The sequence below is a fragment of the Ferrimonas sp. YIN67 genome, from assembly GCF_057219095.1.
The window spans coordinates 234,548-261,253 of record NZ_JBXVVJ010000002.1; the positions used below are offsets into that span (position 1 = coordinate 234,548).

At 57.3% G+C, this 26,706-nt stretch carries 23 protein-coding genes; 11 read left to right on the forward strand and 12 right to left on the reverse strand.

What is annotated here, in order from left to right:
• The first annotated feature begins 91 nt into the window (after window positions 1-91).
• Window positions 92-2,350: an NADP-dependent isocitrate dehydrogenase gene (locus tag AC2D8U_RS04730; protein WP_484617902.1), complete on the forward strand. Its 2,259-nt coding sequence runs from the start codon at window positions 92-94 to the stop codon at window positions 2,348-2,350.
• Window positions 2,351-2,486: 136 nt separating this feature from the next.
• Entirely contained in the window at window positions 2,487-3,740 is a 1,254-nt protein-coding gene (icd, locus tag AC2D8U_RS04735; RefSeq protein ID WP_484617903.1) for an NADP-dependent isocitrate dehydrogenase, read from the forward strand.
• 248 nt (window positions 3,741-3,988) lie between these two features.
• On the opposite strand, the gene cspD is transcribed toward icd, so the two are convergent.
• A complete protein-coding gene (gene cspD, locus AC2D8U_RS04740) occupies window positions 3,989-4,198 on the reverse strand; it encodes a cold shock domain-containing protein CspD (RefSeq protein WP_484617904.1) in 210 nt (69 codons plus the stop codon).
• 214 nt (window positions 4,199-4,412) lie between these two features.
• On the opposite strand from cspD, the gene clpS reads away from it, so the two are divergent.
• Together clpS and clpA are read left to right on the forward strand one after the other, a co-directional pair.
• Window positions 4,413-4,709, forward strand: coding sequence for an ATP-dependent Clp protease adapter ClpS (gene clpS / locus AC2D8U_RS04745; RefSeq protein ID WP_484617905.1), 297 nt, complete (start codon window positions 4,413-4,415; stop codon window positions 4,707-4,709).
• A 25-nt stretch (window positions 4,710-4,734) separates the two neighbouring features.
• The gene (gene clpA / locus AC2D8U_RS04750) at window positions 4,735-7,023 is read left to right on the forward strand and encodes an ATP-dependent Clp protease ATP-binding subunit ClpA (protein ID WP_484617906.1); all 2,289 of its coding nucleotides are present in this window, start codon (window positions 4,735-4,737) and stop codon (window positions 7,021-7,023) included.
• An 87-nt stretch (window positions 7,024-7,110) separates the two neighbouring features.
• Here clpA and infA read toward each other — a convergent pair whose 3' ends face one another.
• The 3 genes from infA to aat form a co-directional block, all read right to left on the reverse strand.
• Window positions 7,111-7,329, reverse strand: a complete 219-nt coding sequence (gene infA, locus AC2D8U_RS04755) for a translation initiation factor IF-1 (protein WP_484617907.1) — start codon at window positions 7,327-7,329, stop codon at window positions 7,111-7,113.
• 70 nt (window positions 7,330-7,399) lie between these two features.
• Entirely contained in the window at window positions 7,400-8,101 is a 702-nt protein-coding gene (locus AC2D8U_RS04760) for an arginyltransferase (RefSeq protein WP_484617908.1), read from the reverse strand.
• Window positions 8,094-8,807, reverse strand: coding sequence for a leucyl/phenylalanyl-tRNA--protein transferase (gene aat, locus AC2D8U_RS04765; RefSeq protein ID WP_484617909.1), 714 nt, complete (start codon window positions 8,805-8,807; stop codon window positions 8,094-8,096). Before aat ends, AC2D8U_RS04760 begins: the two co-directional genes overlap by 8 nt.
• A gap of 50 nt (window positions 8,808-8,857) precedes the next feature.
• Between aat and AC2D8U_RS04770 the strand changes: the two genes are divergently transcribed.
• Complete coding sequence (locus AC2D8U_RS04770) at window positions 8,858-9,328, forward strand: outer membrane lipoprotein (protein ID WP_484617910.1); 471 nt, start codon at window positions 8,858-8,860, stop codon at window positions 9,326-9,328.
• Window positions 9,329-9,378: 50 nt separating this feature from the next.
• Here the strand turns inward: AC2D8U_RS04770 and cydC are convergent, their stop codons facing one another.
• The 4 genes from cydC to ald all read right to left on the reverse strand — a co-directional run bounded on the left by cydC (window position 9,379) and on the right by ald (window position 14,966).
• Window positions 9,379-11,043, reverse strand: coding sequence for a heme ABC transporter ATP-binding protein/permease CydC (cydC, locus tag AC2D8U_RS04775; protein ID WP_484617911.1), 1,665 nt, complete (start codon window positions 11,041-11,043; stop codon window positions 9,379-9,381).
• On the reverse strand, window positions 11,036-12,733 hold the full coding sequence (cydD, locus tag AC2D8U_RS04780) for a heme ABC transporter permease/ATP-binding protein CydD (protein WP_484617912.1): 1,698 nt from the start codon (window positions 12,731-12,733) through the stop codon (window positions 11,036-11,038). Before cydD ends, cydC begins: the two co-directional genes overlap by 8 nt.
• Window positions 12,734-12,779: 46 nt before the next feature.
• On the reverse strand, window positions 12,780-13,739 hold the full coding sequence (gene trxB, locus AC2D8U_RS04785; RefSeq protein WP_484617913.1) for a thioredoxin-disulfide reductase: 960 nt from the start codon (window positions 13,737-13,739) through the stop codon (window positions 12,780-12,782).
• Window positions 13,740-13,847: 108 nt separating this feature from the next.
• Window positions 13,848-14,966 (reverse strand): alanine dehydrogenase, encoded by a 1,119-nt coding sequence (gene ald / locus AC2D8U_RS04790; protein WP_484617914.1) that lies wholly within the window; start codon window positions 14,964-14,966, stop codon window positions 13,848-13,850.
• A 181-nt stretch (window positions 14,967-15,147) separates the two neighbouring features.
• Here ald and lrp point away from each other — a divergent pair, with 181 nt between their 5' ends.
• The 6 genes from lrp to serS all read left to right on the forward strand — a co-directional run bounded on the left by lrp (window position 15,148) and on the right by serS (window position 21,847).
• A complete protein-coding gene (gene lrp, locus AC2D8U_RS04795) occupies window positions 15,148-15,657 on the forward strand; it encodes a leucine-responsive transcriptional regulator Lrp (RefSeq protein WP_484617915.1) in 510 nt (169 codons plus the stop codon).
• Between the two features lie 151 nt (window positions 15,658-15,808).
• Entirely contained in the window at window positions 15,809-18,247 is a 2,439-nt protein-coding gene (locus AC2D8U_RS04800) for a DNA translocase FtsK (protein ID WP_484617916.1), read from the forward strand.
• Window positions 18,247-18,852 carry an outer membrane lipoprotein periplasmic chaperone LolA gene (lolA, locus tag AC2D8U_RS04805; protein ID WP_484617917.1) on the forward strand — a complete coding sequence of 202 codons (606 nt, stop codon included), beginning with the start codon at window positions 18,247-18,249 and terminating at the stop codon, window positions 18,850-18,852. The genes AC2D8U_RS04800 and lolA overlap by 1 nt, the downstream gene beginning before the upstream one ends.
• Window positions 18,849-20,177, forward strand: coding sequence for a replication-associated recombination protein A (locus AC2D8U_RS04810; RefSeq protein WP_484617918.1), 1,329 nt, complete (start codon window positions 18,849-18,851; stop codon window positions 20,175-20,177). Before lolA ends, AC2D8U_RS04810 begins: the two co-directional genes overlap by 4 nt.
• Window positions 20,170-20,544, forward strand: a complete 375-nt coding sequence (crcB, locus tag AC2D8U_RS04815; protein ID WP_484617919.1) for a fluoride efflux transporter CrcB — start codon at window positions 20,170-20,172, stop codon at window positions 20,542-20,544. Before AC2D8U_RS04810 ends, crcB begins: the two co-directional genes overlap by 8 nt.
• Window positions 20,545-20,557: 13 nt before the next feature.
• A complete protein-coding gene (gene serS / locus AC2D8U_RS04820; RefSeq protein WP_484617920.1) occupies window positions 20,558-21,847 on the forward strand; it encodes a serine--tRNA ligase in 1,290 nt (429 codons plus the stop codon).
• A gap of 162 nt (window positions 21,848-22,009) precedes the next feature.
• On the opposite strand, the gene AC2D8U_RS04825 is transcribed toward serS, so the two are convergent.
• The 4 genes from AC2D8U_RS04825 to pyk all read right to left on the reverse strand — a co-directional run bounded on the left by AC2D8U_RS04825 (window position 22,010) and on the right by pyk (window position 25,910).
• On the reverse strand, window positions 22,010-22,477 hold the full coding sequence (locus AC2D8U_RS04825) for an ATP-binding protein (RefSeq protein ID WP_484617921.1): 468 nt from the start codon (window positions 22,475-22,477) through the stop codon (window positions 22,010-22,012).
• A 92-nt stretch (window positions 22,478-22,569) separates the two neighbouring features.
• Window positions 22,570-22,890 carry an STAS domain-containing protein gene (locus AC2D8U_RS04830; RefSeq protein WP_484617922.1) on the reverse strand — a complete coding sequence of 107 codons (321 nt, stop codon included), beginning with the start codon at window positions 22,888-22,890 and terminating at the stop codon, window positions 22,570-22,572.
• Complete coding sequence (locus tag AC2D8U_RS04835; protein WP_484617923.1) at window positions 22,887-24,074, reverse strand: PP2C family protein-serine/threonine phosphatase; 1,188 nt, start codon at window positions 24,072-24,074, stop codon at window positions 22,887-22,889. The genes AC2D8U_RS04830 and AC2D8U_RS04835 overlap by 4 nt, the downstream gene beginning before the upstream one ends.
• Before the next feature lie 399 nt (window positions 24,075-24,473).
• On the reverse strand, window positions 24,474-25,910 hold the full coding sequence (pyk, locus tag AC2D8U_RS04840) for a pyruvate kinase (RefSeq protein WP_484617924.1): 1,437 nt from the start codon (window positions 25,908-25,910) through the stop codon (window positions 24,474-24,476).
• Window positions 25,911-26,706 lie beyond the last annotated feature (796 nt).

Consider the following 26,706-nt stretch of genomic DNA (forward strand, 5'->3'; position numbering starts at 1 on the left):
ATTGATTGGTCTATCCTATGCGCCGCGACAGAAAAACAACAAATGCGACTCAGATCGCTGGACGGGACAAGGAAAAAAGGACACGCAATCTATGTCAAAGATCATCTACACCTATACGGACGAAGCCCCTGCGCTGGCGACTCACTCGCTGTTGCCCATTGTCAAGGCGTTTACCACGGCAGCACAGGTCGACGTGGAGACTCGGGATATCTCCCTGGCGGGCCGGATCCTGGCGGGCTTCCCTGAGCAGTTGACCGAATCGCAGCGTATGGCGGATGCTCTGGCGGAGTTGGGCGAACTGGCCAAGACGCCCGAGGCCAACATCATCAAGTTGCCCAACATCTCTGCGTCCATCCCTCAGTTGCAGGCGGCGATCGCCGAGCTGCAGTCCCAGGGCTTTGCCATTCCCGACTATCCGTCTGAGCCGCAGAATGAGGCGGAACAGGCAATCCAGGCTCGTTATGCCAAGGTTCTGGGCAGCGCGGTTAACCCCGTATTGCGCGAGGGGAATTCGGATCGTCGGGTTGCCCAGGCAGTGAAACAGTATGCTCAGGCCAATCCCCACTCCATGGGCGCCTGGTCCCGCGACTCACAATCCCATGTGGCCCATATGGCCGACGGCGATTTCTACGGCAGTGAGCAGTCCCATGTCTGCGCCGAAGCGGATGATGTAAAGATCGAATTTGTTGCTGCCGATGGCAGCGTCAGCACGCTTAAGGCGTCCACGCCGCTGCAGGCCGGTGAGGTGATCGATGCCTCCCGCATGAGTGCCAAGGCGCTCAAGGCCTTCTTCGCCGAGCAGATCCAGGACGCCAAGGAGAAGGGGATCCTGTTCTCCCTGCACCTGAAAGCCACCATGATGAAGGTGTCCGATCCCATCATGTTTGGTTACTGCGTCGAGGCGTTCTTTGCCGATGTGTTTGCCAAGCATGGTGAGCGGTTTGCCGAGCTGGGGATCGATGTCAGCAACGGCTTGGGCGATGTCTATGCCAAAATCGCCAATCTGCCTGAGGCGCAGCGCGCCGAAGTGGAAGCGGATCTGCAGGCGGCCTACGCCAATGGCCCGGATCTGGCCATGGTCAATTCTCATAAAGGGATCACCAACCTGCATGTACCCAGCGATGTGATCATCGATGCCTCCATGCCGGCGATGATCCGCAGCTCCGGCCAGATGTGGAACAAGGATGATCAGCAGCAGGACACCAAGGCGGTGATCCCGGATCGCTGTTACGCCGGTGTGTTCCAGGAGACCATCGAGTTTTGTAAGCTGCACGGTGCCTTTGATCCGGTCACCATGGGCAACGTCTCCAACGTCGGTCTGATGGCGCAAAAAGCCGAAGAGTACGGCTCCCATGATAAGACCTTCAAACTGGCTCAGGCCGGTACCGTACGCGTGGTGAACCAGGCCGGTGAGGTGCTGCTGTCCCATGCCGTGGAAGCCGGGGATATCTGGCGCATGTGTCAGACCAAGGATGCGCCGATCCGCGATTGGGTCAAGCTGGCGGTGAAGCGCGCCAAGTTGACCGGGAACCCGGCGGTATTCTGGCTGGATCAGGCCCGGGCGCACGATGCCAATTTGATCAAGAAGGTGGATCTGTATCTCAAGGATCACGACACCAATGGACTGGTCATCAAGATCCTCTCTCCGGTTGATGCGGTGCGCTACACCCTGGATCGGGTGCACGCGGGTCAAGATACCATCTCGGTGACCGGTAACGTACTGCGCGACTACCTGACGGATCTGTTCCCCATTCTGGAGCTGGGCACCTCTGCCAAGATGCTCTCTATCGTGCCCCTGTTGGCCGGTGGCGGCCTGTTTGAGACCGGTGCCGGGGGCAGTGCGCCTAAGCACGTACAGCAGTTTGTGGAAGAGAACCACCTGCGCTGGGACTCCCTGGGTGAGTTTTTGGCCATTGCCGTTTCGCTTGAAGAGCTGGCGGCACAAACCGGCAATGCCAAGGCCAAGGTCCTGGCGGAGGCGATGAACGTGGCCAATAGCCGTTTCCTGGAGGAGAACAAGTCACCGTCCCGGCGTGTGGGTGAACTGGACAACCGGGGCAGCCACTTCTACCTGGCTCTCTACTGGGCACAGGTCCTGGCGGCCCAGACCGAGGATCGGGAGCTTCAGGTGCTGTTTGCCCCCCTGGCAGAAGCCTTGAGCGAGCAGGAGGTCGCCATTGTGGCGGAGCTAAACGCCGCACAGGGTCAGCCGGTGGAGATGGCAGGGTACTACCACGGGGATCGCGCCCTGCTCGACAAGGCGATGCGCCCCAGTGCCACCTTCAACCAGGCGTTGAGCGCCTTTGCCGGCTCCATCGTTCAGCAGGTGGGGATGACCGAATCCGCCTGAAGCTTCGACCTTTAGCGAATTGACAAAACCGCCGGATTTTCCGGCGGTTTTTTCTTTCTGGCGAGGAGCAATAAAGCACAGTAACCTAAGGAATGAACTCGCAAGTGAGATCCCTTTAGAACACAAGGAGTGCTCAATGGAATCCAAGATCCAACGGCCCGTCGACGGGCAGATCATCGGGCTTGACGACCAGGGTGCGTTGCTGGTGCCCGACCATCCTATTATCCCCTATATCGAGGGAGATGGGATCGGCGTTGACGTCACCCCCCCCATGCGTAAGGTGCTCGATGCGGCCGTAGAGAAAGCCTATGGCGGTGCGCGCAAACTGCACTGGATGGAGATCTACTGTGGTGAGAAATCCACCCAGCTCTACGGGGCCGACACCTGGTTGCCGGAGGAGACGCTGGCGGCGATCCAGGAGTACAAGGTGGCGATCAAGGGGCCGTTGACCACCCCGGTGGGCGGGGGGATCCGCTCTTTGAACGTGGCCTTGCGTCAGCAGTTGGATCTCTATACCTGCTTACGCCCGGTCCGCTACTACCAGGGGACGCCAAGCCCACTCAAACAACCCGAGTTGACCGATATGGTGATCTTCAGGGAAAACTCCGAGGATATCTATGCCGGGGTCGAGTGGCAGGCAGGAACGGCGGAGGCGGACAAGGTGATCCGCTTCCTGACCCAGGAGATGGGGGTGACCAAGATCCGTTTCGAGCATAACTGCGGGATCGGGGTTAAACCGATCTCCAAGGAGGGGACCGAGCGTCTGGTCCGGGCGGCCCTTCAGTATGTGATCGATAATGACCGCGACTCCCTGACCCTGGTTCACAAGGGCAATATCATGAAGTTCACCGAGGGTGCCTTTAAGGACTTTGGCTACCAGCTGGCACAGCGGGAGTTTGGTGCTCAACTTGTGGATGGCGGCCCCTGGTGCGAATTCACCAACCCCAAGTCCGGCAAGACCATCCTGGTTAAAGACGTGATCGCCGATGCCTTCCTGCAACAGATCCTGCTGAGACCGGCCGAGTACGATGTGATTGCGACCATGAACCTCAACGGGGATTACATCTCCGATGCGCTGGCCGCCCAGGTCGGTGGGATCGGTATTGCCCCCGGTGCCAACATCGGTGACGGTGTTGCCCTGTTTGAAGCGACCCATGGCACGGCTCCCAAGTATGCCGGACAGGACAAGGTCAATCCGGGCTCCCTGATCCTCTCCGGAGAGATGATGCTTCGTCACCTGGGGTGGACCGAGGCCGCCGATCTGATCATCCGTGGTATGGAGGGGACCATTGCTGCCAAGACGGTCACCTATGACTTCGAGCGCTTGATGGAGGGAGCGACCCTGCTCAGCTGCTCTGCGTTTGGCGACGCGGTGATTGAGCAGATGTAGGGACTGTCGGCAGAGCTGGACAGCGGACGGCATTGTGTCGTCCGTTTTCGGTTGTCGCTGTTTCTTGCCGATGAGCCAAGAGAGCCCCTTTCAAGTTAACACTGTCGATGCTCCGAGGGCAGCTCCGCGACCGGGCTGGGGATGGTGATTTGTCCTGGCTTCAGGCAGGGAATCCCTGAGTTGCCATCGTCTGGAGCACAATAAAAAGCCGACCCCTAAGGTCGGCTTTTTCTAGTTGGAGTTACGAGTTACTTATTGGCCGGCTGAATGTTGGAGGCGTGCATCCCCTTCGGACCTTTCTGCATATCAAACTGTACTTCCTGTCCAGCCTTCAATGTGCGATAGCCGTCCATATCAATGGTTGAATAGTGCGCAAACACGTCATCGCCACCTCCGTCTGGACAGATGAACCCGAACCCTTTTGCATTATTGAACCACTTTACCGTTCCTTGAGCCATACCTCGACTTCCTCTGCTGTGTCCTTCCCATGTATCTTGTAATCACTTCTCGCAAACCCTATAACGTCAGATGAGGGCTGGAAAAATGTCAGCGCTTAAGCGCTGTACCAATACCAATTAACAAAAGGATAACACCGGAGTCAAGAAATATTTGCTCCCGAGTTATTTCTTATAAGTGAGTGATTAAGCTTCTGCTATGAGCAAGCAATACGAAATGGAACAGGTTGTAGAGAAGGAAAAACTGGAACAGGCCCTGGAGCCACCCAGGCTGTATAAGGTGATCCTGAACAACGACGATTATACGCCGATGGAGTTTGTGGTGGAGATCCTGAGACGTTTTTTCAATATGGAGGAAGAAAAGGCGACAGAAGTGATGTTAACGGTCCATTATAAGGGGAAAGGCGTGTGCGGCGTGTTCACATTGGACATCGCTGAAACCAAAGCGGCTCAGGTGAATCGGTACGCCCGAGAGAACCAGCACCCGCTGCTGTGTTCCACCGAACAAGCCTGAATGATGACTGAGGGGGATAGCATCTATGCTGAATAAAGACCTTGAAGTAACGCTCAATACGGCATTCCAGCAGGCCCGGCGCAGCCGTCATGAGTTTATGACGGTTGAGCACCTGCTGCTCGCCTTGTTGGATAATCCATCTGCCAAGGAGGCCCTACTGGCGTGTGGCGCACGCTTGGATGCTTTGCGTAATGAAGTTGAGGTCTTTATCGAACAGACCACGCCCCTGATCCCGGAAGATGACAATGATCGGGAGACCCAGCCGACCCTGGGATTCCAGCGGGTGCTTCAGCGTGCGGTCTTTCACGTGCAAAGCAGTGGGCGCAATGAGGTCTCCGGGGCCAATGTACTGGTGGCCATCTTCTCTGAGCAGGAGTCTCAGGCGGTCTACCTGCTGCGTAAATCCGATGTGACCCGATTGGATGTGGTGAATTTTATTGCCCATGGCGTGGTGAAGCGCGATCAGCAAGAGCCGGATCTGGGCAATGACAGCGAAGCGCAAGACAGCCCCGGGCTGGGTATGGAGAAGGAGGAGGAGGCCTCCGGGGATCGCCTGGAGAACTTTGCCAGCAACCTCAACAAGCAGGCCATTGCCGGTCAGATCGACCCGCTGATCGGGCGTCAGGAAGAGGTCGAGCGGACCATTCAGGTGTTGTGCCGTCGTCGCAAGAACAATCCACTGCTGGTGGGTGAGGCCGGGGTGGGTAAAACGGCCATCGCTGAGGGCCTGGCGTACCGTATCACCCAGGAAGATGTGCCTGAAGTGATGGCCGAGTGCACCATCTATAGCCTGGATATGGGGGCCCTGTTGGCAGGGACCAAATATCGGGGCGACTTTGAAAAACGTTTTAAGGCGGTGTTGCGGCAACTGCAAAAAGATCCCAATGCCATCCTGTTTATTGATGAGATCCATACCATCATTGGTGCCGGGGCGGCTTCAGGCGGGATGATGGATGCGTCCAACCTGCTTAAACCTCTGCTCTCCAGCGGCAAGCTGCGTTGTGTTGGCTCGACCACCTACCAGGAGTACCAGGGGATCTTCGAAAAGGATCGTGCCCTGGCCCGTCGCTTCCAGAAGATCGATGTGTCGGAGCCCAGTGTGGCGGAAACCACTCAGATCCTGATGGGCCTCAAGAGCCGGTATGAGGAGCACCACCAGGTACGTTATACCCAGTCGGCCTTGAGTGCGGCCTCCGCGCTCTCCGATAAGCACATCAACGAACGTCAACTGCCGGACAAGGCGATCGATGTGATCGATGAGGCGGGTGCCCGGATGGCGATGATGCCCTCGTCCAAGCGTAAGAAGACCATCTCCGTCAGTGACATTGAGGCGATTGTTGCCAAGATCGCGCGGATCCCGGCCAAGTCCGTGTCGGCAACCGACAAGGAGGTGTTGGCCAACCTGGATCGCAACTTGAAAATGGTGGTGTTTGGCCAGGATCCCGCCATCGACGCCCTGACGGCGGCAATCCGCTTGGCGCGCAGTGGCTTGGGTAACGAAGGTAAACCCGTGGGTAACTTCCTGTTTGCTGGCCCCACCGGGGTCGGGAAGACAGAGGTGACCGCCCAGTTGGCGCGTCAAATGGGGGTTGAGCTGATCCGCTTTGACATGTCTGAATATATGGAGCGTCACAGCGTCAGCCGCCTGGTTGGTGCCCCCCCAGGTTACGTTGGGTACGATCAAGGCGGCCTGCTGACCGATGCGGTGCTTAAGCACCCCCATTCGGTCGTGCTGCTTGATGAGATCGAGAAGGCCCACCCTGATGTCTACAACCTGTTGTTGCAGGTGATGGATCATGGGACCCTGACCGACAACAATGGCCGGAAAGCCGATTTTCGTAACGTGATCCTGGTGATGACCACCAACGCCGGGGTTCAGGAAACTGTGCGCAAGTCTATCGGCTTTAAACAGCAGGATCACAGCCATGATGCCTTGAGTGAGATCAACCGGGTATTTACTCCGGAGTTTCGTAACCGTCTGGATGGCATCGTCTGGTTTAATCACTTGGATATGCAGGTGATTGCCAAGGTGGTTGATAAGTTCCTGGTGGAACTGCAGGCGCAACTGGACTCACGCAGTGTGCATCTGGAGGTGACGGCCGAGGCAAGGGTTTGGCTGGCTGAGAAGGGCTATGATCGCAATATGGGGGCAAGACCCATGTCGCGTCTGGTACAGGAGCAGGTTAAGAAGCCGCTGGCGAATGAGATCCTGTTTGGTCAGCTACAGAAGGGAGGCGACGTGGTGATCGACGTCAAGGATGGGGAGTTGGTGTTCAGTTATCTGAGCAACAAACTGCCGGTGGCGACCGACTGAGCCTTGAGCCCTGGGCCGTGTCTCGACACGGCCCGAGCCCACAAAAAAACCCGGTAGCTACCGGGTTTTTTTGTGGGGATGACCGTATTAACGAGAGCGGAACACGATGCGACCCTTGGTCAGATCGTATGGAGTCAACGCTACAGTCACTTGGTCACCGGTCAGAATGCGAATGTAGTGCTTACGCATCTTGCCGGAGATGTGGGCAGTAACCACATGTCCGTTTTCCAGCTCCACGCGGAACATGGTATTAGGCAGAGTCTCAAGGACTGTGCCTTGCATCTCGATACTGTCTTCTTTTGCCATCGAGCAAACATCCCATTAGATAAGAAAAATCGCGCGTATCATGCCGTAAAAGCACTGCGCTGTAAAGCCATTAGCGTGGCCGGTTCGACCAGCCATGGCCATTAAAGTACTCAGCTGGCTGGAATTGCCTTTTGTACGCCATATTCTGGCAGGTGTCTATCTGGTAGCCCAAGTATAGGTGCTGGCGGTGCAATTGCTGGGCCAGGGCGATCTGAGCCAAGACGGCTCGGGTACCCAGAGAGCGGGCCGCCAACTCGGGCTTGAAAAAGGTGTAGGTGGCGGACAGGGCCTGGGGCAGTAGATCGGTTACGGCCACCAAAACCAGCTCATCCTCCAGCCAGGCCTCGAGAAACAGCACCTGTGCCCAGTGGCACAACAGGAAACGGTCATACTGTTGATCGGAAGAGGGGTACATGGAGCCGTCTTTGTGCCGCTGGGCGATGTAATGGTGATAGAGGCGGTAATGGTAGGGTTGCGGCGTCAGGGTGACGCGCCATTGGAGATCCTGGTTCTTGGCGATCACCCGCTTTTGTGATCGACTGGGCCGAAACCGATCGACGGGCAGTCGTATTGGCTGACAGGCCTGGCATTGGGGGCAGTGGGGCCGGTAGATCTGTGTGCCAGAGCGCCGGAATCCCAAAGCCAACAGTTGTCCATACTGGTGGACGTCGACCGGATCATAGTTAAGCAGCAGTTGCTCTTGGCAGTCGGCCAGATAACTGCAGGCAAAAGTACCGCTTAAGCCCATTCTTATGTGCGCTATATCAGACATCGAATCGCCCCTGTGTAACCGACCAATGGCTCCAGTCGACCGATTTATCTCTAAGCTGATGTAAATGGGCGAGAAAATCCGTTCTGGAAACGCTGGTCGCACCCAGTCGCAACAGATGGGGGTTGATGATCTGGGCGTCGATCAGTTCGCAGCCTAGGCGATGGCTCTCCTGTCCCAGGGCCCAGAAGGCTGCCTTGGACGCATCCGTCTGTCGATGAAACATGGACTCACCGCAAAAGACGCCGCCGACGGAGACACCGTAGAGTCCACCGATCAGTTGCTCCTGTTGCCAGATCTCCACCGAGTGGGCCAGGTTCAGGCGGTGCAGCGCCTGGTAGGCTTGGCGCATGGGCGTACAGATCCAGGTGCCAGGTTCATTGCTTCGAGGTGCGGCGCACTGGGCAATCACCTGATCAAAAGCCTGGTTGATGCTGTAGTGCCAACTACCACGGCGGACGCTGCGGAGGGTGCTGCGGCTGGGGCGTATGGCCTTGGGATCAAAGATGGCGCGAGGATCCGGGCTCCACCAGAGGATGGGGTCGCCCTCGTTGAACCAGGGAAAGATCCCCTCCCGGTAGGCCTGCATCAGTCGCCGGGGCGAGAGATCGCCGCCGATGGCCAGCAGGCCGTTAGGATCCTCCAGCGCAAGTTGAGGAGATGGGAAGGAAGCGTCCTGATAATCGAGATACTGAACGGCGTTGAGCATGTTACCCTAATTACTATCCGCGAGACTGATTGAACCATAAGGAGCATGACATGAGGATCGGAGTGTTGTCGATACTCTTGCTGTCCACGATCCTGTCCGGACCCGTCTGGGCCAAGTATAACCGTAATACCGCGGTGCCTGTTGACCAGGTGGTGTATGGTGACGTGGAATCGGTTCGGGAGATCACCCGGGAGGAGCTGGTGGCGGATCAGAGCCGGGGCTGGAAGGTGTTCGGTGGGGCGTTGATCGGTGGTGTGATCGGAAACCAGTTTGGCAGCGGCTCAGGGCGGGATGTGGCGACCATTCTTGGTGCCTTAGCGGGGGCAGGGATCGCCGATCGACGCTCACCGGCCTACCAGACCCAGAGATACCGGCTGATAGAGATGATGATCCTGTCGGAGCAGGGAGAACGCGTAATGGTGGTGCAGGACTTTGATCCGGGAATGCGGTTTATGGCCGGTGATCTGGTCCGCATCGTCTATCTGCGTGGAGGCCAGGTTCGGGTCGACAAAGCCTATTGAGCTTAGGTAAACGGGCGGCCCTGAGGCCGCCCGTTTGTGTTACCCGTTTATCAGGCCGGGCGCAGACGCCCGCTCTCCATACGCAGCACCCGGTCCATACGCGACAGCGCCGCGTCCTTATGGGTGACGTAGAGCAGGCTTCGCTCGGGCCTGTGGTCAAACAGACAGTTGAGGATCTCCCGCTCGGTGGCATCATCGAGCCCCTCCGTAGGTTCATCCAGCAGCAGCAGTTCGGCCGGATGCAACAGGGCCCTGGCCAGACCGATGCGGCGCTGCTCGCCCCCGGACAGCTGCCGTCCCCCTTCACCCAACCATTGCCCCAGCCCCTGGCCCTGTAGCAGGAGCTCCAGTTTGACCAGCTTGAGCACCTTGACCAGCTCCTCATCGGTGGCATCGGGAGCCGCCAGCCTCAGGTTATTGGCCAGTGAGTCATTGAAAATATGCACTCGCTGGCTGATCAGGCAGATCTGGCTGCGCAGGGCATTGTGCTGGTAGGACTGGATGGATGCACCATTGAGCAGGATCTGACCGGCTTCAGGCTCAACCTCTCGACACAGCAGTTGTAACAGGGTCGACTTGCCACAGCCGGTCTGGCCGATCAGCGCGATCTTCTCGCCGGGAGCCAGCTCCAAGGAGAGATCCCGGATCACAGGATCCAGTCCCGATGGATAGCGGTAATGCAGGCCCTGCAGGCTCAGTGCCCCCTGGCTCGCCTGCTTGGGCCTGTTACCATAGTGGGACGCCTCCGCCGTTTCCAGGATAGGCGTCAGGCGGCGGGCAGCGGCCAGGGTATGGCTCAGGTGTTGGAATGCTGTGGCGACCGGGGTTAACGCCTCGAAACTGGCCAGGGTCGCAAACACCACCAGGGCGAGCAGGGGACCTTGAGAGCCGTTGAGATCCAGCTGGCTGCTGGCCAGCCATAGCATCATGAGCAACAGGTAGCCGTTGAGCAGGGTCAGCAAGCCGGTTGAGAGCCCGGTCAGGCTGGCCATCTGACGCTGTGCCTGAAGCAGGCTGCGCTCGGTGCGGCCCAGGCGTTGGCGCTGTGTCTCGGCGGCGGCAAACACCAGCATCTCGGTCTGGCCATCGAGGTAATCCACCAGCTCCTGACGATAGTCGGCGTGCGCCCGGGCCAGGGCTTCGCCGGGACGGCGACCAAGTCGATAGAACAGGGGGGGCAGCAGTAACAGCAGGCTGAACAGGACGGCGGCCAGGGTGAGGCCGAGTCGCAGATCGATCCAGGCCAGCAGGACCGAGACGCCGAGGATCGCCAGGCTGCCGGCAACCACAGGCGTGATCAGGCGCAGGTACAGGTGATCCAGTGCATCAACATCGGCCACCATACGGTTGAGTACGTCGGCATCTCGCCACTTGGCCAGCTGAGCCGGGGAAAGCAGGCCCAGGCGACGGAAGAACCAACTGCGCAGGGTGGTGAGCAGGCGGAAGGTGGCATCATGGCTGATCACCCGCTCGCCCCAGCGGGCGACGGTGCGGGCAATGGACAGACCGCGTACGCCACCGGCAGGCATCATGTAGTTAAACTCACTGCTGCGACTGATCACCAGGCCGGCAACCGCACTGGCGGCAATAAACCAACCTGAGAGGGAGAGCAGTCCGATGCTGGCCAACAGGGTCAGTAGGGAGAGTCCGGCTCCGAGGGCGAGTCGCTGCCAGTGCTGGCGAAACAGGCGTAAGAAGGGCAGTAGCTCAGTCATGGCTGGCCTCCTGGCTGTATGGAGTAAGGAACAGGCACAGATCGGCTTCCTGCTGCTGTTGTACTCGGTGGCTGATGGTGACCGTGGTACGGCCCTTCATGGCCTGACGCAGGCTCTCCTGAAGCAATGCTTCACTGTGGCTGTCCAGGCTGGCGGTTGGCTCATCCAACAGCAGCAGGGGAGCGGGTTTGAGCAGGGCCCGGGCCATGGCGATCCGCTGGGCCTGACCGACGGACAGGCCACCGGCACGATCTTCAATGCGATAGTTCAACTGCCCGGGCAGGCGGGTGACAAACTCAGTGGCGTGGGCGGCGTCCAAAGCTTGCCACAGCTGAGCATCGCTGGCCTCAGGGTTGGCCAAGCGCAAGTTGTCAGCAACGGAGCCGTAGATCAGCTTGGGATTTTGCCCCAGCCAGGTGATATGACGCAGCCACTGAGTTCGTTGCCACTGATCGATCTCGGTCCCATTGATCTGGAGTGATCCCTGGTAGGGCAGGATCCCCATCAGTGCCTGCATTACTGAGGTTTTTCCACAGCCGGTGGGACCGGCCAGGGCCAGGCTCTGTCCCGCCTTCAGAGAAAAACTCAAGGGTGATGTCAGCACAGTGCCATCCTGAGCCAGAACCACCAGATCCCGGGCCTCGATGGCGATCTGCGTCTGCTCTTCACATGCTTCGGCACTGTCCTTGCTGGGCAGCGGCTGGGCCATCAGGGTACGGAGTTCATCGGCTGCACCAACGGCTTCCGCCTTAGCATGGTAGTAGGTACCCAGATCGCGAAACGGCTGGAAGAAATCCGGGGCCAGCATCAGGATAAACAGGCCGCTGAACAGGGTGACGCCCGCACCATAATGACCAAAATTAAGTTCGCCCAGATAGCTGAAGCCAAAATAGACGGCGATCACGGCGATGGAGATGGAGGCAAAGAACTCCAGCACGGCGCTGGAGAGGAAGGCCATGCGTAACACCTCCATGGTGCGCAGGCGAAACTGTTCACTGGCGTGGTCCATCTTGTCCGCTTCTGCCTCCAGCTGATCAAACAGCCGTATGGTCGGCAGTCCCTTTAGGCGGTCCAGGAAGTGGCCGGAGAGTCGGGCCAGGGCCAGGAAATTGCGCTTGTTGGCATCGGCGGCACCCATCCCCACCAGGATCATAAAGAGTACGGTCAGGGGCGCAGTAAACAGGAAGATCAGCCCGGCGGCCCAGTTTAGGGGCAGTACCAGGAGTAGGATGGTCAGGGGGATCAGGGCGACCAGCCGAACCTGAATCAGATATTTGGCATAAAACTCCTGGATCTTTTCCGTCTGCTCGAGCAACAGGCTGCTCCAGCTGCCCGCCGCCCTTTGCTGGACAAAGGCCGGTCCCAAGGCATCCAGGCGTGCCAGCAAGCCTTCGCGTAGGGTTTGCCTTACCTGAGCACCCGCCTGAAAACCACAGTACTCCTTGGCCCAGACGATCCCGGCTCGGCCGGGAAAGAGCAGGGCGAGCAGCAGCAGGTGTGAGGTGAATTCGTTCAGTGATCGGGCATCGATGATCAGGCCATGAAGCAGCCCTGCCAAAAGCCAGGCCTGGCCGATGAGCAGTAGGCCATTGGCATAACCACATAGCAGTGCCAGGGTGCTCCAGTTGCGTCCGGCGACGGCGGCCTGACGCAACCACGCCAGACTTTCTTTCTCATTAATTGTTTTCATACAGCAAAAAGGGGCCGGAAAGGCCCCTTTGATTCACTCCGGTGGATTAGCTTTGGCCCAGGCCGTCGAGGAAACGTTCAGCGTCCAGGGCGGCCATGCAGCCGGTACCGGCGGAGGTGATCGCCTGGCGGTAGGTGTGATCCATGACGTCGCCAGCCGCATAAACGCCGGGTACTGAGGTCTGGGTCGCATTACCGTTGAGGCCACTGTTGACCACGATGTAACCATCCTTCATGGCCAGCTGGCCTTCGAAGATCCCGGTGTTGGGGCTGTGGCCGATGGCAACGAAGACGCCGTCTACCTTCAACTCCTCGGTGGCATCACTGCGGGTGTCCTTGATGCGGGCCCCGGTGACGCCCATGGGATCGCCCAGAACTTCGTCCAGAGTACGATCCGTATGGAGCACAATATTACCGCTCTGGACTTTTTCCATCAGCCGCTTAACCAGGATCTTTTCGGCTCGGAAGCTGTCACGACGGTGCACCAGATGGACCTGGGAAGCGATATTGGACAGGTAGAGGGCTTCCTCCACGGCCGTATTACCCCCACCAATCACGGCAACCGGCTTGTTGCGGTAGAAGAATCCATCACAGGTGGCACAGGCGGAAACGCCTTTGCCCTTGTAGGCTTCTTCGGACGCCAGACCCAGGTACTTGGCACTGGCCCCGGTGGCGATGATCAGCGCATCACAGGTGTACTCCCCATTGTCACCTTTAAGGCGAAACGGCCGGTTGGCCAGATCCACTTCGTTGATGTGATCAAACAGGATCTGGGTGTCGAAACGTTCGGCATGGGCGTGCATCCGCTCCATCAGGCCGGGGCCGGTCAGATCCGTGGGATCGCCGGGCCAGTTTTCCACTTCCGTGGTGGTCGTGAGCTGTCCGCCCTGTTGCATTCCCGTCACCAGGACAGGATTGAGGTTTGCCCGGGCGGCATACACTGCGGCGGTATAACCGGCAGGGCCTGATCCCAGGATCAACAGTTGGCAGTGTTTGGCTTCGCTCATCTGGTACTCCGAGTTGTGCATTCGCGTAGCGGCGATTGTATGTAAAAGACCGGGCAAAAGAAACGGGCGCAGTAGCGCCCGTTTCAATGGTTAAATCGATTACCCTTATCAGGCTTTTAGCAACTCGGCCGGATCGTAATACTCAAGATGCAGCGCGTGTGCCACCTCTTTGCAGGTGATCTTACCGTCAATGACATTCAGGCCACCCATGAGGTGGGGATCATCCAGCATGGCCTGAGTCGGGCCTTTTTCTGCCAGGGCAATGATAAAGGGGAGGGTGGCGTTGTTCAGGGCAAAGGTGGAGGTGCGTGGTACGGCGCCGGGCATGTTGGCCACGCAGTAATGTACGACGTCATCCACCAGATAGATGGGGTCCTGATGGGTGGTGGGTTTGGAGGTTTCGACACAGCCCCCCTGATCGATGGCAACATCCACGATGGCGGCGCCAGGTTTCATTTGTGCGATATGGGCGCGGGTCACCAGTTTTGGGGCTGCGGCGCCGGGGATCAATACGCCACCGATCACCAGATCGGCTTGCGTCACGTGTTTGTCCAGGGCCTCGGCGGTGGAATAGATCACCTTGGCGCGGTTTTCAAACTGGGTGTTGAGCTCTCGCAGCACATTGACATTGCGGTCCAGAATGGTCACATCGGCGCCCATGCCCACGGCCATCAAGGCGGCGTTACGCCCCACCATGCCACCACCTATGATGACCACTTTAGCGGGCTCTACACCGGGTACGCCACCGAGCAGCATGCCGCGGCCGAGATTGGATTTTTCCAGGGCCTGGGCGCCAGCCTGGATAGACATGCGTCCGGCCACTTCAGACATGGGGGCTAGGAGGGGGAGGCCGCCCTGACTATCCGTGACGGTTTCATAGGCAATACAGGTGGCGCCGCTGTTGACCAGATCGCGCGTTTGCTCAGGATCCGGTGCCAGATGCAGATAGGTGAAGAGGAGCTGGCCGGGTCGCAACATGGCCCGTTCGATCGCCTGAGGCTCTTTTACCTTGACAATCATCTCCGCCTGGGCAAACACCTCTGATGCGTGAGGAAGGATGCGACCACCCGCCTCCACATAATCCTGGTCGCAGCAACCGATCCCACTGCCGGCCTGACTTTCAATCAGTACGGTGTGGCCTCTTTGCACTAACTCGCCCACGCTTCCGGGTGTCATTCCAACCCGGTATTCGTGGTTTTTTATCTCCTTAGGTACACCGATAATCATTGTTTTACCTGCCTCCATTCTGGGTTATTAGCGAATTGCTTACCTTTGAAAACAATTTGTTATGTTTCACTTGGCCTCAACAGCAAATTTAGTATATTCTGCGATTGGGAGCATTTCCCTCACTATATCTCGGTGCAAATGGAAGAAAATCTCGCAAAAGACGGGAATAAAGGAAGTTAGTATGGCGTATAACAAGAAAAAGCCGTTGAAAGAACTTGATCGGATCGACCGAAACATCCTGAATGAACTGCAACGGGATGGGCGGATCTCAAACGTCGAGTTGTCTAAGCGAGTAGGCTTGAGTCCGACACCATGTTTGGAGCGGGTCAAGCGCTTGGAAAGGCAGGGCTTTATCCTAGGTTATACCGCTCAGGTGAACCCGCATTATTTGGGTGCGTCTTTGTTGGTGTACGTCGAGATCTCGCTCAATCGGGACTCTCCAGAGGTGTTTGACGAGTTCAATCGTGCCGTGATGGAGCTGGAAGATGTGCAGGAGTGTCACCTGGTGTCCGGTGACTTTGATTACCTGTTGAAAACTCGTGTGAGCGATATGACCGCATACCGACGTCTACTGTCGGAGACTTTGCTGAAGTTGCCATCGGTCAAAGACACCCGTACCTATGTGGTTATGGAAGAGGTCAAACAGACCAGTCGAGTCCAGATAGCGTCCGGGGCGGCAAGCCTTGCATGAGGCGCGTTTCTTCCAGCGGAATCACAAAAAGTGCCCTACGGGGCACTTTTTTGTTGTTTCCCTGAGCGGGCGCACCGCGGAGCCATGCATCGACCCGATGAGTTTGCTAAGGTAGCGCTACGTTTACCCTTTTTTAATGCTAAGGCGCTCGATGACCAAGTTACAGCCCCTGACTGGCTGGCAGCGATTGCTGGAAGGGGGGTTGATCCTCACCACCCTGGCTGCCCTGTTTACTTTGTTTGCCCTGGCCACCTATCATCCGGCCGATCCTGGATGGAGCCAGGTGGCGTGGGACGGTGAAGTGCGCAACGCCATGGGGATGGCGGGGGCCTGGATCGCCGATGTGCTCTTGTTTGTTTTCGGGATCACCGCTTTTATGCTCCCCTTTGTGGTGGCTCTGATCGGCTGGTTGGTGTTTCACCAGGCTTACCACCTGACCGAACTGGATTATTTTTCCATTGGTTTGCGCCTGATCGGATTTTTGCTGACGGTACTTAGCGTCGCCACCCTGGCATCCCTCAATGCCGATGATATCCATTATTTTTCCGCCGGTGGGGTACTCGGGGATGTCATCGCAGCGGCAACCCTCCCAATCTTCAACTTCATTGGTACCACGCTGATCCTACTGTGCTTTATTGCTGCCGGATTTACCCTGATGACAGGGATCAGTTGGCTGACCTTGGCCGACTGGGTTGGCGCCAGCGTGATCGCCCTGTGCCTTTGGCTATGGCATCTACCTAAGCATTTCAGCCAGGAATCTCAGGACAGTGAGGATACCCGTGGCTTTATGGAGGTGTTTGAGCGCTTCAAAGGGCGTGGTCAGGATGGGGTTGAACCCGCATTGGCGACAGCGGGCGTTAATGAGCCGGTGCCTGAGGCACTCTCTGCGCCATTGGCGCAGTCTCGCGCTGAGCCAGTAGTGGCAACGGTGTCGGCAGAGCGTAAGGAACCCGAATTGAGTGTGCCCTGGCAGGTAGAGGAATCTATCGACGCCCTCCTGCCGCTAGACGCGACTCCCGAGCCGGTGCTGGAGCCCTATTTGGAGACGGCTTTGAATAAGGAGCGTGCGCTGTCGGGCAAGGCCCCCTTGGTTGTGCCCAGCACACCCCTGCCGACCCTGGAGCTGCTTGACCGCCCTCATAAGTCGCAAAACCCCATCACTCAAGAGGAGCTTGATGGGATAGCCCGACTGGTCGAAGCCAAGCTGGCAGATTTCAGCATTGAAGCTCGGGTGGTCGATGTCCATCCGGGGCCGGTGATCACCCGATTTGAACTGGATCTGGCCCCCGGGGTCAAAGTCTCCAAGATCACCAACCTGGCGAAAGATCTGGCTCGGGCCCTGTCGGCCGTCAGTGTGCGCGTGGTTGAGGTGATCCCCGGCAAGTCGGTGATAGGACTCGAGCTGCCGAACGGCAGTCGCGAGATCGTGTACCTGCGCGATGTGCTGGGTTCCGGGGCGTTCGAGGAGGCCAACTCCAACCTCACCATGGTCCTGGGCCAGGACATTTCCGGTCAGGCGGTGGTGGTGGATCTGGCCAAGATGCCCCACCTGCTCGTGGCCGGCACCACGGGTTCCGGTAAGTCCGTTGGGGTCAACGTGATGATCCTCAGCCTGTTATATAAATCGAAACCGGAAGATGTTCGCCTTATCATGATCGATCCCAAAATGTTGGAGTTGTCGGTCTATGAAGGGATCCCGCACCTTCTGTGTGAGGTGGTGACCGATATGAAGGAGGCGTCCAACGCCCTGCGCTGGTGTGTCGGGGAGATGGAGCGTCGCTATAAATTGATGTCGGCTATGGGAGTACGTAACCTCAAGGGCTACAACGCTAAGATCCTCGAGGCCCAGGAGCGGGGTGAACCGCTCAAGGATCCCTTCTGGAAGCCGGAACAGTCCATGGAGACCGAGGCTCCCGAACTGGAGAAACTGCCCTCCATTGTGGTGGTGGTGGATGAGTTTGCCGATATGATGATGATCGTCGGCAAGAAGGTGGAAGAATTGATTGCCCGTATCGCGCAAAAGGCGAGGGCGGCAGGGATCCATCTGATCCTGGCGACCCAGCGGCCGTCGGTGGATGTGATCACCGGCCTGATCAAAGCCAACATCCCCACCCGTATCGCTTTCCAGGTGTCCAGCCGGGTCGATTCACGAACCATTCTGGATCAACAGGGGGCGGAGCAGCTTCTGGGCCAGGGCGACATGCTCTACCTGCCGCCGGGCACCGGGGTTCCGATCCGGGTGCATGGTGCCTTTGTTGATGACCATGAGGTGCACAAGGTGGTGGCCGACTGGAGTGCCCGTGGTAAACCCCAGTACGTGGATGAGATCCTGTCGGGGGAGAGTGGTGGCGAATCTGTCCTGTTGCCCGGTGAGGCGAGTGGCAGCGACAGTGAGCAGGATCCCCTCTATGACGAGGCGGTGGCCTTCGTGATTGAATCGCGTCGCGCATCGATCTCCAGCGTTCAGCGTAAATTGAAGATTGGCTATAACCGTGCTGCTCGACTGGTCGAACAGATGCAGGAGAGCGGTTTGGTAAGTGCCCCGGGCCACAACGGTAACCGGGAAGTATTGGTTCCAGGACAAAATTGATGATGAAACCCGTTAGTGCCCTGTTACTGGGTACCCTGCTGCCCGCCTTCGCGGTCTTTGCCGACGATGCGCAGCAGCTTAAGGCGAAACTGGCGGCTTTGCCCCAGTTTACCGCTGTATTTACTCAACAAGCGTATGACTTTGACGATAACTTGGTGCAGGAAAGTACCGGACAGCTTGCCCTGCAGGCGCCGATGAAATTCCTCTGGGAGCAAAATGATCCCGAACCGCTGACCCTGATCAGCGATGGGGAGGCGGTGTGGTTTTACGATCCCTATGTGGAGCAGGTGATCGTCACGTCCGTGGCTGACACCCTGGATCAAACGCCCCTTACCCTGTTGTCATCACAGGAGCCTGAGGTGTGGGCCCGCTGGCAGGTTGAGCAAACGGGCGACTGCTTTGAGCTCAACGATCAGCAGGGGGGCCAGATCCAGATGTCGGTCTGCTTTACCGGGGCGCAGATCGACCGGCTGCAGTTGGTCGATGCCCAGGGTACCCGTACTCTGATGCTCCTGTCGGAGTTCGCCACGTCCGCACTGGCACCGGAACGCTTCGCCTTTACGCCGCCTCCTGGCACTTTGGTGGACGATCAGCGCACCCCATGAGTAGCATGAGCTTCAACTTTGGCCCGGACTTTCGTCCCTTAGCCGCGCGAATGCGGCCACGGGATCTGCAGGAGTATATTGGCCAGTCCCACCTGTTGGCCGAGGGCAAGCCACTGCGCCAGGCTCTGGAGGCAGGCCGGGCACATTCCATGCTGTTGTGGGGCCCCCCGGGGACGGGGAAAACCACCCTGGCCGAGTTGGTCGCCAGCCACTGTAACGCTCATGTTGAGCGGATCTCGGCGGTGACCTCCGGGGTCAAGGAGATCCGCTCGGCCATCGACAAGGCCAAGGAGATCGCGGCGACTCACGGTCGACAGACCCTGCTGTTTGTTGACGAGGTGCACCGCTTCAATAAGAGCCAGCAGGATGCCTTCTTGCCCCATATCGAAGATGGCACGGTTATTTTCGTCGGGGCAACGACGGAGAATCCCTCTTTTGAGATCAATAACGCCCTGTTATCCCGTGCTCGGGTTCACCTGATCAAACGCCTGACGGCGGAGGAGATTGGTCGGATCCTGAGGCAGGCAATGGAAGATGGGGAGCGCGGCCTGGGGGGGAAAGGACTGACACTGCCTCTGGAAGTGTCCGAGGCGCTGGCGGCCTTGGTCGATGGCGATGCCCGCCGTGCCCTTAACCTGCTTGAGTTGATGTCCGAGTTGGCAGGGCAGGGCGCCATGACCCTGGAACAGCTGGCTGAGGTCGCTGGCGAGCCGGTGGCCCGTTTTGATAACAAGGGGGATCAGTTTTACGACATGATCTCCGCCGTGCACAAATCGGTGCGGGGCAGCGATCCTGATGCGGCCCTCTACTGGTATGCGCGGATCCTGGCCGGTGGTGGGGATCCCCTCTATGTGGCGCGCAGGGCCCTGGCCATCGCCTCGGAGGATGTGGGCAATGCGGATCCTCGTGCCATGGAGGTGGCGCTGAACGCTTGGGATTGCTTCCATCGGGTCGGCCCGGCGGAGGGGGAGCGGGCCATCGCCCAAGCCTTGGTCTACCTGGCCTGTGCGCCGAAAAGTAATGCGGTTTACCGGGCATTTTCGGCGGCCAAGAAGTTGGCTAAGGACACTTGCGATCTGGAGGTGCCGGTGCATCTGCGCAATGCGCCGACCGCCCTGCTCAAATCCATGGGACATGGTGAGGAGTACCGTTATGCCCATGACGAGCCCGGTGCCTATGCTGCGGGTGAGATCTACCTGCCACAAGCGTTACAGGGAACGCGCTTGTATCAACCCACCGAACGTGGGCTGGAGAAAAAAATCGCGGAAAAGCTGCGTTATTTGGCCCAGCTCAATCAAACGAGTGAAAAAAAGCGTTATGAATAACCTCATTGCCGTCGCCTGTGGCGGCGCAATTGGCGCCAGTTTGCGCTATGGCACCTCAATTCTTGCCCTGAGGCTATTCGGAACCGGGTTTCCCTTTGGTACACTGGTGGTTAACTGTGTGGGCTCCTTTGCCATGGGGGCATTATACGCCCTGACCATGACCGCCAGCGTCTCACCGGCACTGAAAGCCTTTATTGGTGTCGGCATGCTGGGAGCCCTGACGACCTTCTCCACCTTCTCCAATGAAACACTGCTGATGATGCAGCAGGGAGAGTGGTTTAAGGCCCTGATGAACGTGTTGCTGAACGTGGGACTGTGCCTGGGCATGGTTTATCTCGGTCAGCAGCTGGTCACTTCTCAAAGCTGATAAAAAGAGCGATATGTTAGACAGCAAATACCTGCGCGCCGAACTGGCGCAAACCGCTGAGCGATTGGCCACTCGTGGCTTTATCTTGGATGTAACCCGCCTGACCGAACTGGAAGAGCGTCGTAAGTCGCTGCAGGTGGAAACCGAGCAGCTCCAGGCCGATCGCAACAGTCGCTCCAAGTCCATTGGCCAGGCCAAGGCAAGGGGCGAAGATATCGCCCCCTTGCTGGCCGAAGTGTCCGATCTGGGTGCGGCGTTGGATGCCAAGAAAGCTGAGTTGGCTCAACTGCTGGCAGAGCTGGATCAGGCTGCGGCGGGGATCCCTAACCTGCCTGACGAGTCTGTGCCTGTAGGCGCCGATGAGGATGAGAACGTCGAAGTGCTGACTTGGGGAGAGCCCCGTCAGTTTGACTTTGAGGTTAAGGACCATGTTGACGTCGGTGAAGGTGTCAACGGCATTGATTTTGCCATGGCTGCAAAGCTGTCCGGCTCCCGCTTCGTGGTGATGCGTGGCCAGGTGGCTCGAATGCATCGTGCCTTGGCTCAGTTTATGCTGGACTTGCACACTACCGAGCATGGCTACCAGGAGATGTACGTCCCTTACCTGGTGAACGCCGACAGTCTGTTTGGTACCGGCCAGTTGCCCAAGTTTGGTGAAGATCTGTTCCACACCCAGCCCCTGTCCGAAGACACCGACCGTGTGTTGTCCCTGATCCCGACTGCAGAAGTTCCACTGACCAATTTTGCGCGGAATGAGATCCTGGATGAAGCGGATCTGCCGGTGAAGATGACCGCACATACCCCTTGTTTCCGCTCGGAGGCCGGTTCTTCCGGTCGTGATACCCGTGGTTTGATCCGTCAACACCAGTTTGACAAGGTTGAGCTGGTGCAGTTGGTGAAGCCTGAGGACTCCATGGCGGCATTGGAAGAGCTGACCGGTCAGGCGGAAAAGGTCCTGCAGTTGCTGGGCTTGCCGTACCGCAAAGTGGTGCTGTGTACCGGTGATATGGGCTTTGGTGCGACCAAGACCTATGATCTGGAAGTCTGGGTACCCAGCCAGAACAAGTACCGGGAGATCTCTTCTTGTTCCAACATGGGGGACTTCCAAGCCCGCCGTATGCAGGCGCGCTTCCGCCGTACCGGTGAGAAGAAGCCTGAGCTGCTGCATACCCTCAATGGCTCCGGCCTGGCCGTGGGTCGTACCCTGGTTGCTATCCTGGAGAACTACCAGCAAGCAGATGGTCGTATCGAGATCCCTGCGGCCCTCCAGCCCTACATGGCGGGTCAAACCCATATCGGGTGATTAAGGGCGGTTAATGAGTCCAGAGCAGCGCTGGGTGCGCTCTGTGCTTTATCTGGCGGTGATCACGGTTTTTCTACTGATTGCATCCCGCCTATTCGCAGGCGCCTTGTACACCTGGGCCATACACTGGCTCTGATCTTGCCGGCCTTCGGGCCGGCATTTTTATGCCCGAGTGCTCCCTTCCTTAACGAACTGGCTGACGTATTTGATCATCTCAAAGTGGTTCTTACCGTTGGCCTGAAAGTATCGCACTTCATCCATAACCTGATTAATGATCCCAAAGCCTCGACCCGAGGTCGACCAGGTTTCGGGCAGTGTCGGATCCATCTCGGGCAGGGTAGCCTGGTTCAGTTGGCGGACAATCCCATCCGGGATCTGATCTCCTTCATCTGAGATGGTGATGGCAACGCTGGATCGGCTGTACTTGAATTTGGCCCATATAAACTGGCTGGATTCTTCTTTATAGGCGTGCTCTACGGTGTTGTTGCCCACTTCAACTACGGCGAGTTCTACCATATCGATGTCAACGGCAGGAAGGACAGTCAGGTGGTACATGCCACTTATGGCTTTGGCAATCATTGCGACGGTTTCATAGGAGGCTTCGCCGCTGAGCGTGAGTTCCCTGTTCATAGTGGCTTCCTGTTGTTCCTTATTGGTGTATTCGGCACTCTGGTTGGGCTTCATTGATCTAGTGCTTTTTGAGTACTGTCCAGGACTCGGTCTTAATGTGCGCCGGAGTCGCTATCGTACTGGAATATCTGATCCATGCGCGTAAGACGGAACAGTTGGCGAACCGGTGGCTGCAGTCCGACTATCTCTATTTGCTCGATATTGACGTTCTTGTACAGCGCGATCAGTGCTGATAAACCATTGGAATCCATGAAATTTACACTGGACAGATCGAGTGTTAGTCGAGCGTGTTGTGTTATGGCCCACTCTTCCATGGCCTGCTTGAGCCTGACGGCGGAGGCGGCATCCAGACGCTCAACATCGAGAGTAATTATCAGCCTGCCTTGTTCAACCCGGGTGGATAACGTCATCATTTGCCCTGCCACTCAATGGCAAGAAACGCCACATCGTCATCAAATGACCCACCCTCATGCCAGTCGAGCAAGGCGGAGTGGACCGCCTCGGTTTGCTTCCTAAGTTCAATATCCCGCTGGCTTTCGAGTAACTGGATCAGCCTTGTTGTACCGAACTCTTCCTGGTTGGCGTTGAAGCACTCGATAACGCCGTCGGAAAACAGGTAGAGTCGATCGCCGGGGGTGAGTGTTAGCTTAAACTGCTCGAATTGGGCTTCTGGTAATAGGCCTACGGGGAAGCCCGTTTGGCTGTGCTCTTGAGTGGTGTCGGTGCTCTGATGCACCAGGCCAGGATGACCCGCTTGGCATAGGGTGAGATCTCCGGTTTCTATGTTGAACAGGGCATAGATCATGGTGAAATACTGGGCATTATTGCCTTGGGAAATGTAGCGCTGATTGAGCTTGGATACGACCTCGATGGGCTCGAGGATCTCGTAATAGGGGGGACTTTGCAGGGGGCGTTTGAGCAGGGTGGTTCCTTCTTGGCTCGGAGACAGGGCGTACTTCAGTGTGAAGGAGAGTAGGGCGGCGGGAACGCCGTGTCCGGATACGTCGAGCAGGTAGAAGGCGAGGGTTGTTTCATCCAATTGTTGATAGTCGAACATATCCCCCCCAAGGAAGGCCGAACTCTGGCAAAACCATGCAAATTGAGTCGTGGGCAGGCTGTTATGGTTGGGCAACATACTTTTGTGCAGATCAGCAGCCATAAGGAGATCTTTTTCAATTTTGTCATAGGCTTGATGTAATTGATCGTTTTGCTCTCTGAGTTGATTATTGAGCTTGACGATGCGTCGTCCCACCTCGATGCGGGCCTTGAGCTCGGTCAAGGGAGCTTGCTTGCCGACAAAGTCATCGGCTCCAATATGCAAACCATGGGCGATCTCATCCGGCTGGTCATGGGATGAAAGCATGATGAAATAGAGGAAGGGTTTGTTATCTCCTTTGAGTTCCCGGCATAAGGTGTGTCCATCCATCCTTGGCATTCTGATGTCGGACACCACCATCTGGATCTTGGGGTTCTGCTCTAACGTTATCAGGGCATCGATACCATCCTCAGCCGTCAGAACCTGATAGCCAAAATGGGTTAGCGTTGCACAGAGCGCTTGGCGGACGTCTTTAGCATCCTCGACAAGCAAAATTTTCATATATAAATCCGTTTGATGCACAAGATCCTGTAGTCACTGCCCTAACGCTAGTTGAAGATTTTTTATCCAGCAACTCGTTGACGATATGAGTGTGACTTTTTTGGCGTGAAGTTCATCCTGTGACTAGGGTGAATGCTCTTCTGATTGCGAACCGCTTACGGAGGGAGCAAGGTTAGCTCGGCAACTCATGATGGGGTGAGCGCTTGAGGCTTCCCAATTTTTGTTCAGGATAAATTGGTGTATCTCTGTTTGTTCAGTGTCTTAACTTTTGTTTTAAAGAGGTAAGGAATTGGAGCGGGCATTGCTCTGGAAGCAATACCAGGTAGGGCAGTGAGTGAGGGAGTGACAAATAAAAAGGAGCCCATACGGGCTCCCTGGGTAGCAGGAAAGGACCGGCGGTTAAGCGACGGTCACGATCTTGCAGGTGTTGGTGCCACCGATGGTCTCCATCATATCGCCTTTGGTCATCATCAGCAGATCGCCACTTTTTACGAGGCCACTGGCTTTGACACACTCAAGCGCGGCCTGGGCAATACTGTCTTCGTTATAAGCGCTGGAATCGAAGTAAACCGGGGCTACCCCTCTGACGAGAGCCAAACGGTTTAGGGTATTGGCATGGCGAGAGAGGGCAATGATCGGCAGGTTCGAGGTGATCCGGCTCATCAATTGCGGTGTAGTGCCTGACTCGGTAAGGGCCAGGATCGCTTTTACCCCAGGCAAATGGTTGGCTGCGTACATGGTTGCCATGGCAATGGTTTCTTCAACCGAGTCAAACTTTTCGCTCAGTCGGTGACTGGAGACCGATACGCTGGGGTGTTTTTCCGCCCCAATACAGACCCGGGCCATAGCCTGAACGGTCTCTTCCGGGAAGTCGCCTGCGGCGGTTTCGGCGGACAACATTACTGCATCGGTGCCATCGAGTACGGCGTTGGCCACATCCATCACTTCCGCACGGGTAGGCATGGGACTGGAGATCATGGATTCCATCATCTGGGTCGCAGTGATCACGACACGATTGAGGGCCCGACTACGCTCAATCATCTTCTTTTGCACGCCAACGAGCTCGGGATCACCAATTTCCACACCCAGATCGCCACGGGCCACCATCACCACGTCGGAGGCGAGGATCACATCGTCCAGGGCTTCATCGGTGGCGACGGCTTCGGCACGCTCGACCTTGGCAACGATGGCGGCGTTGAGCCCGGCCTGTTGTGCCAGAGAGCGGGCATAGTCCAGATCGGCACCTGTGCGGGGGAAGGAGACGGCCAGGTACTCAACCTGGATCTTGGCTGCAGTCAGAATGTCGGCCTTGTCCTTATCGGTCAGGGCTGGCGCGGATAAGCCCCCGCCGAGTTTGTTGATCCCCTTGTTATTGGACAGTGGCCCGGCAACGGTCACTGTAGTATGGACTTCTGTGCCTTCGACTTTCTCAACTTTGAGCTGCACCCGGCCGTCATCCAGCATCAGGATGTCGCCGGGGGCGACGTCATTGGGCAGCTCTTTGTAGTCCAGGCCGACACGCTCCTGGGTTCCCTCTCCCTTGCCCATGGCGCTGTCTAGGACAAAGTGATCTCCAATGCCAAGTTGGATCTTGCCGTCTTTGAAGGTTGAGACCCGGATCTTGGGGCCTTGCAGATCGCCAAGAATGGCGACATGTCGGCCATGTTTTGCCGCCAGGGCTCGAACGCTGTTGGCGCGCTCGATGTGATCCTCGGGGCTGCCGTGGGAGAAATTCATACGGACCACATTGGCGCCAGCCAGGATCACCTTTTCTAGGTTGTTATCGCGATCCGTGGCGGGTCCCAGGGTGGTTACTATCTTGGTTCTTCTGAGCATGCGTGGCTCCATTACTTGGTCGTCAGTGAGCATAGTTAAAAAATTGTCTCCAACTTTGGAATAAAACAACATTCAGTTCAAGGCAGTAATCGGTGTTGAATACGTATTCAGAACAGAATGCACACAAGTTGGCCACTTGTTAAGAGTATTGTTCGATTTTGTGAGGTTCGCCCAGGGTTTTAAACTTTGATGGCCGGTTGCAATTTTACTGAATCGAACCGCACGATCAGTGGAGAAGGCAAGGGGGCTGAGGGGATGAGTGATCCTCATGACTTAGCCGATTAGAAATGCTTGTTGCTAACGATATCTCGGCCACCAATGTGCTGATTGTTACCCTTACACATCACTGAATTCGGTCAGACTCAGGGTGGTTTTCAAGGCACACCAGCGAAACTGAGACAGGCTCGGCCATACTGTGGGCATTTTCTGCAGATATCCGAGATGGCACTTTGCTGTGTGAGGGGGTCCCAGGTGTGTTGTGCCACCAAAGGTAAGGGTACAGGCCACCTTAGACTGAGCCCGAGGCTAGCCTCAGCCAGGCTCTGCGCATGAAGCGTCGTGCTCACTCTCTGATGGCCATGGATCAGACACGGCCCTTGTAGGGCAAGAAGATGGCGACCTCTCAGGGGATCAGCCAGCAGCTCTAGCTTCGTAGCGGTTACCCTTTAGCAATACAACAAGGCTCATCGCGGTTTTGTGACCGGGATTCTCACTGGTGACGGCTTTGGTGGCGCGTAGGTTATCCGACCTGTGTGGTCGCCCTGGCGGGCAAGTGCCTATCGCGGTTCACCGAGGG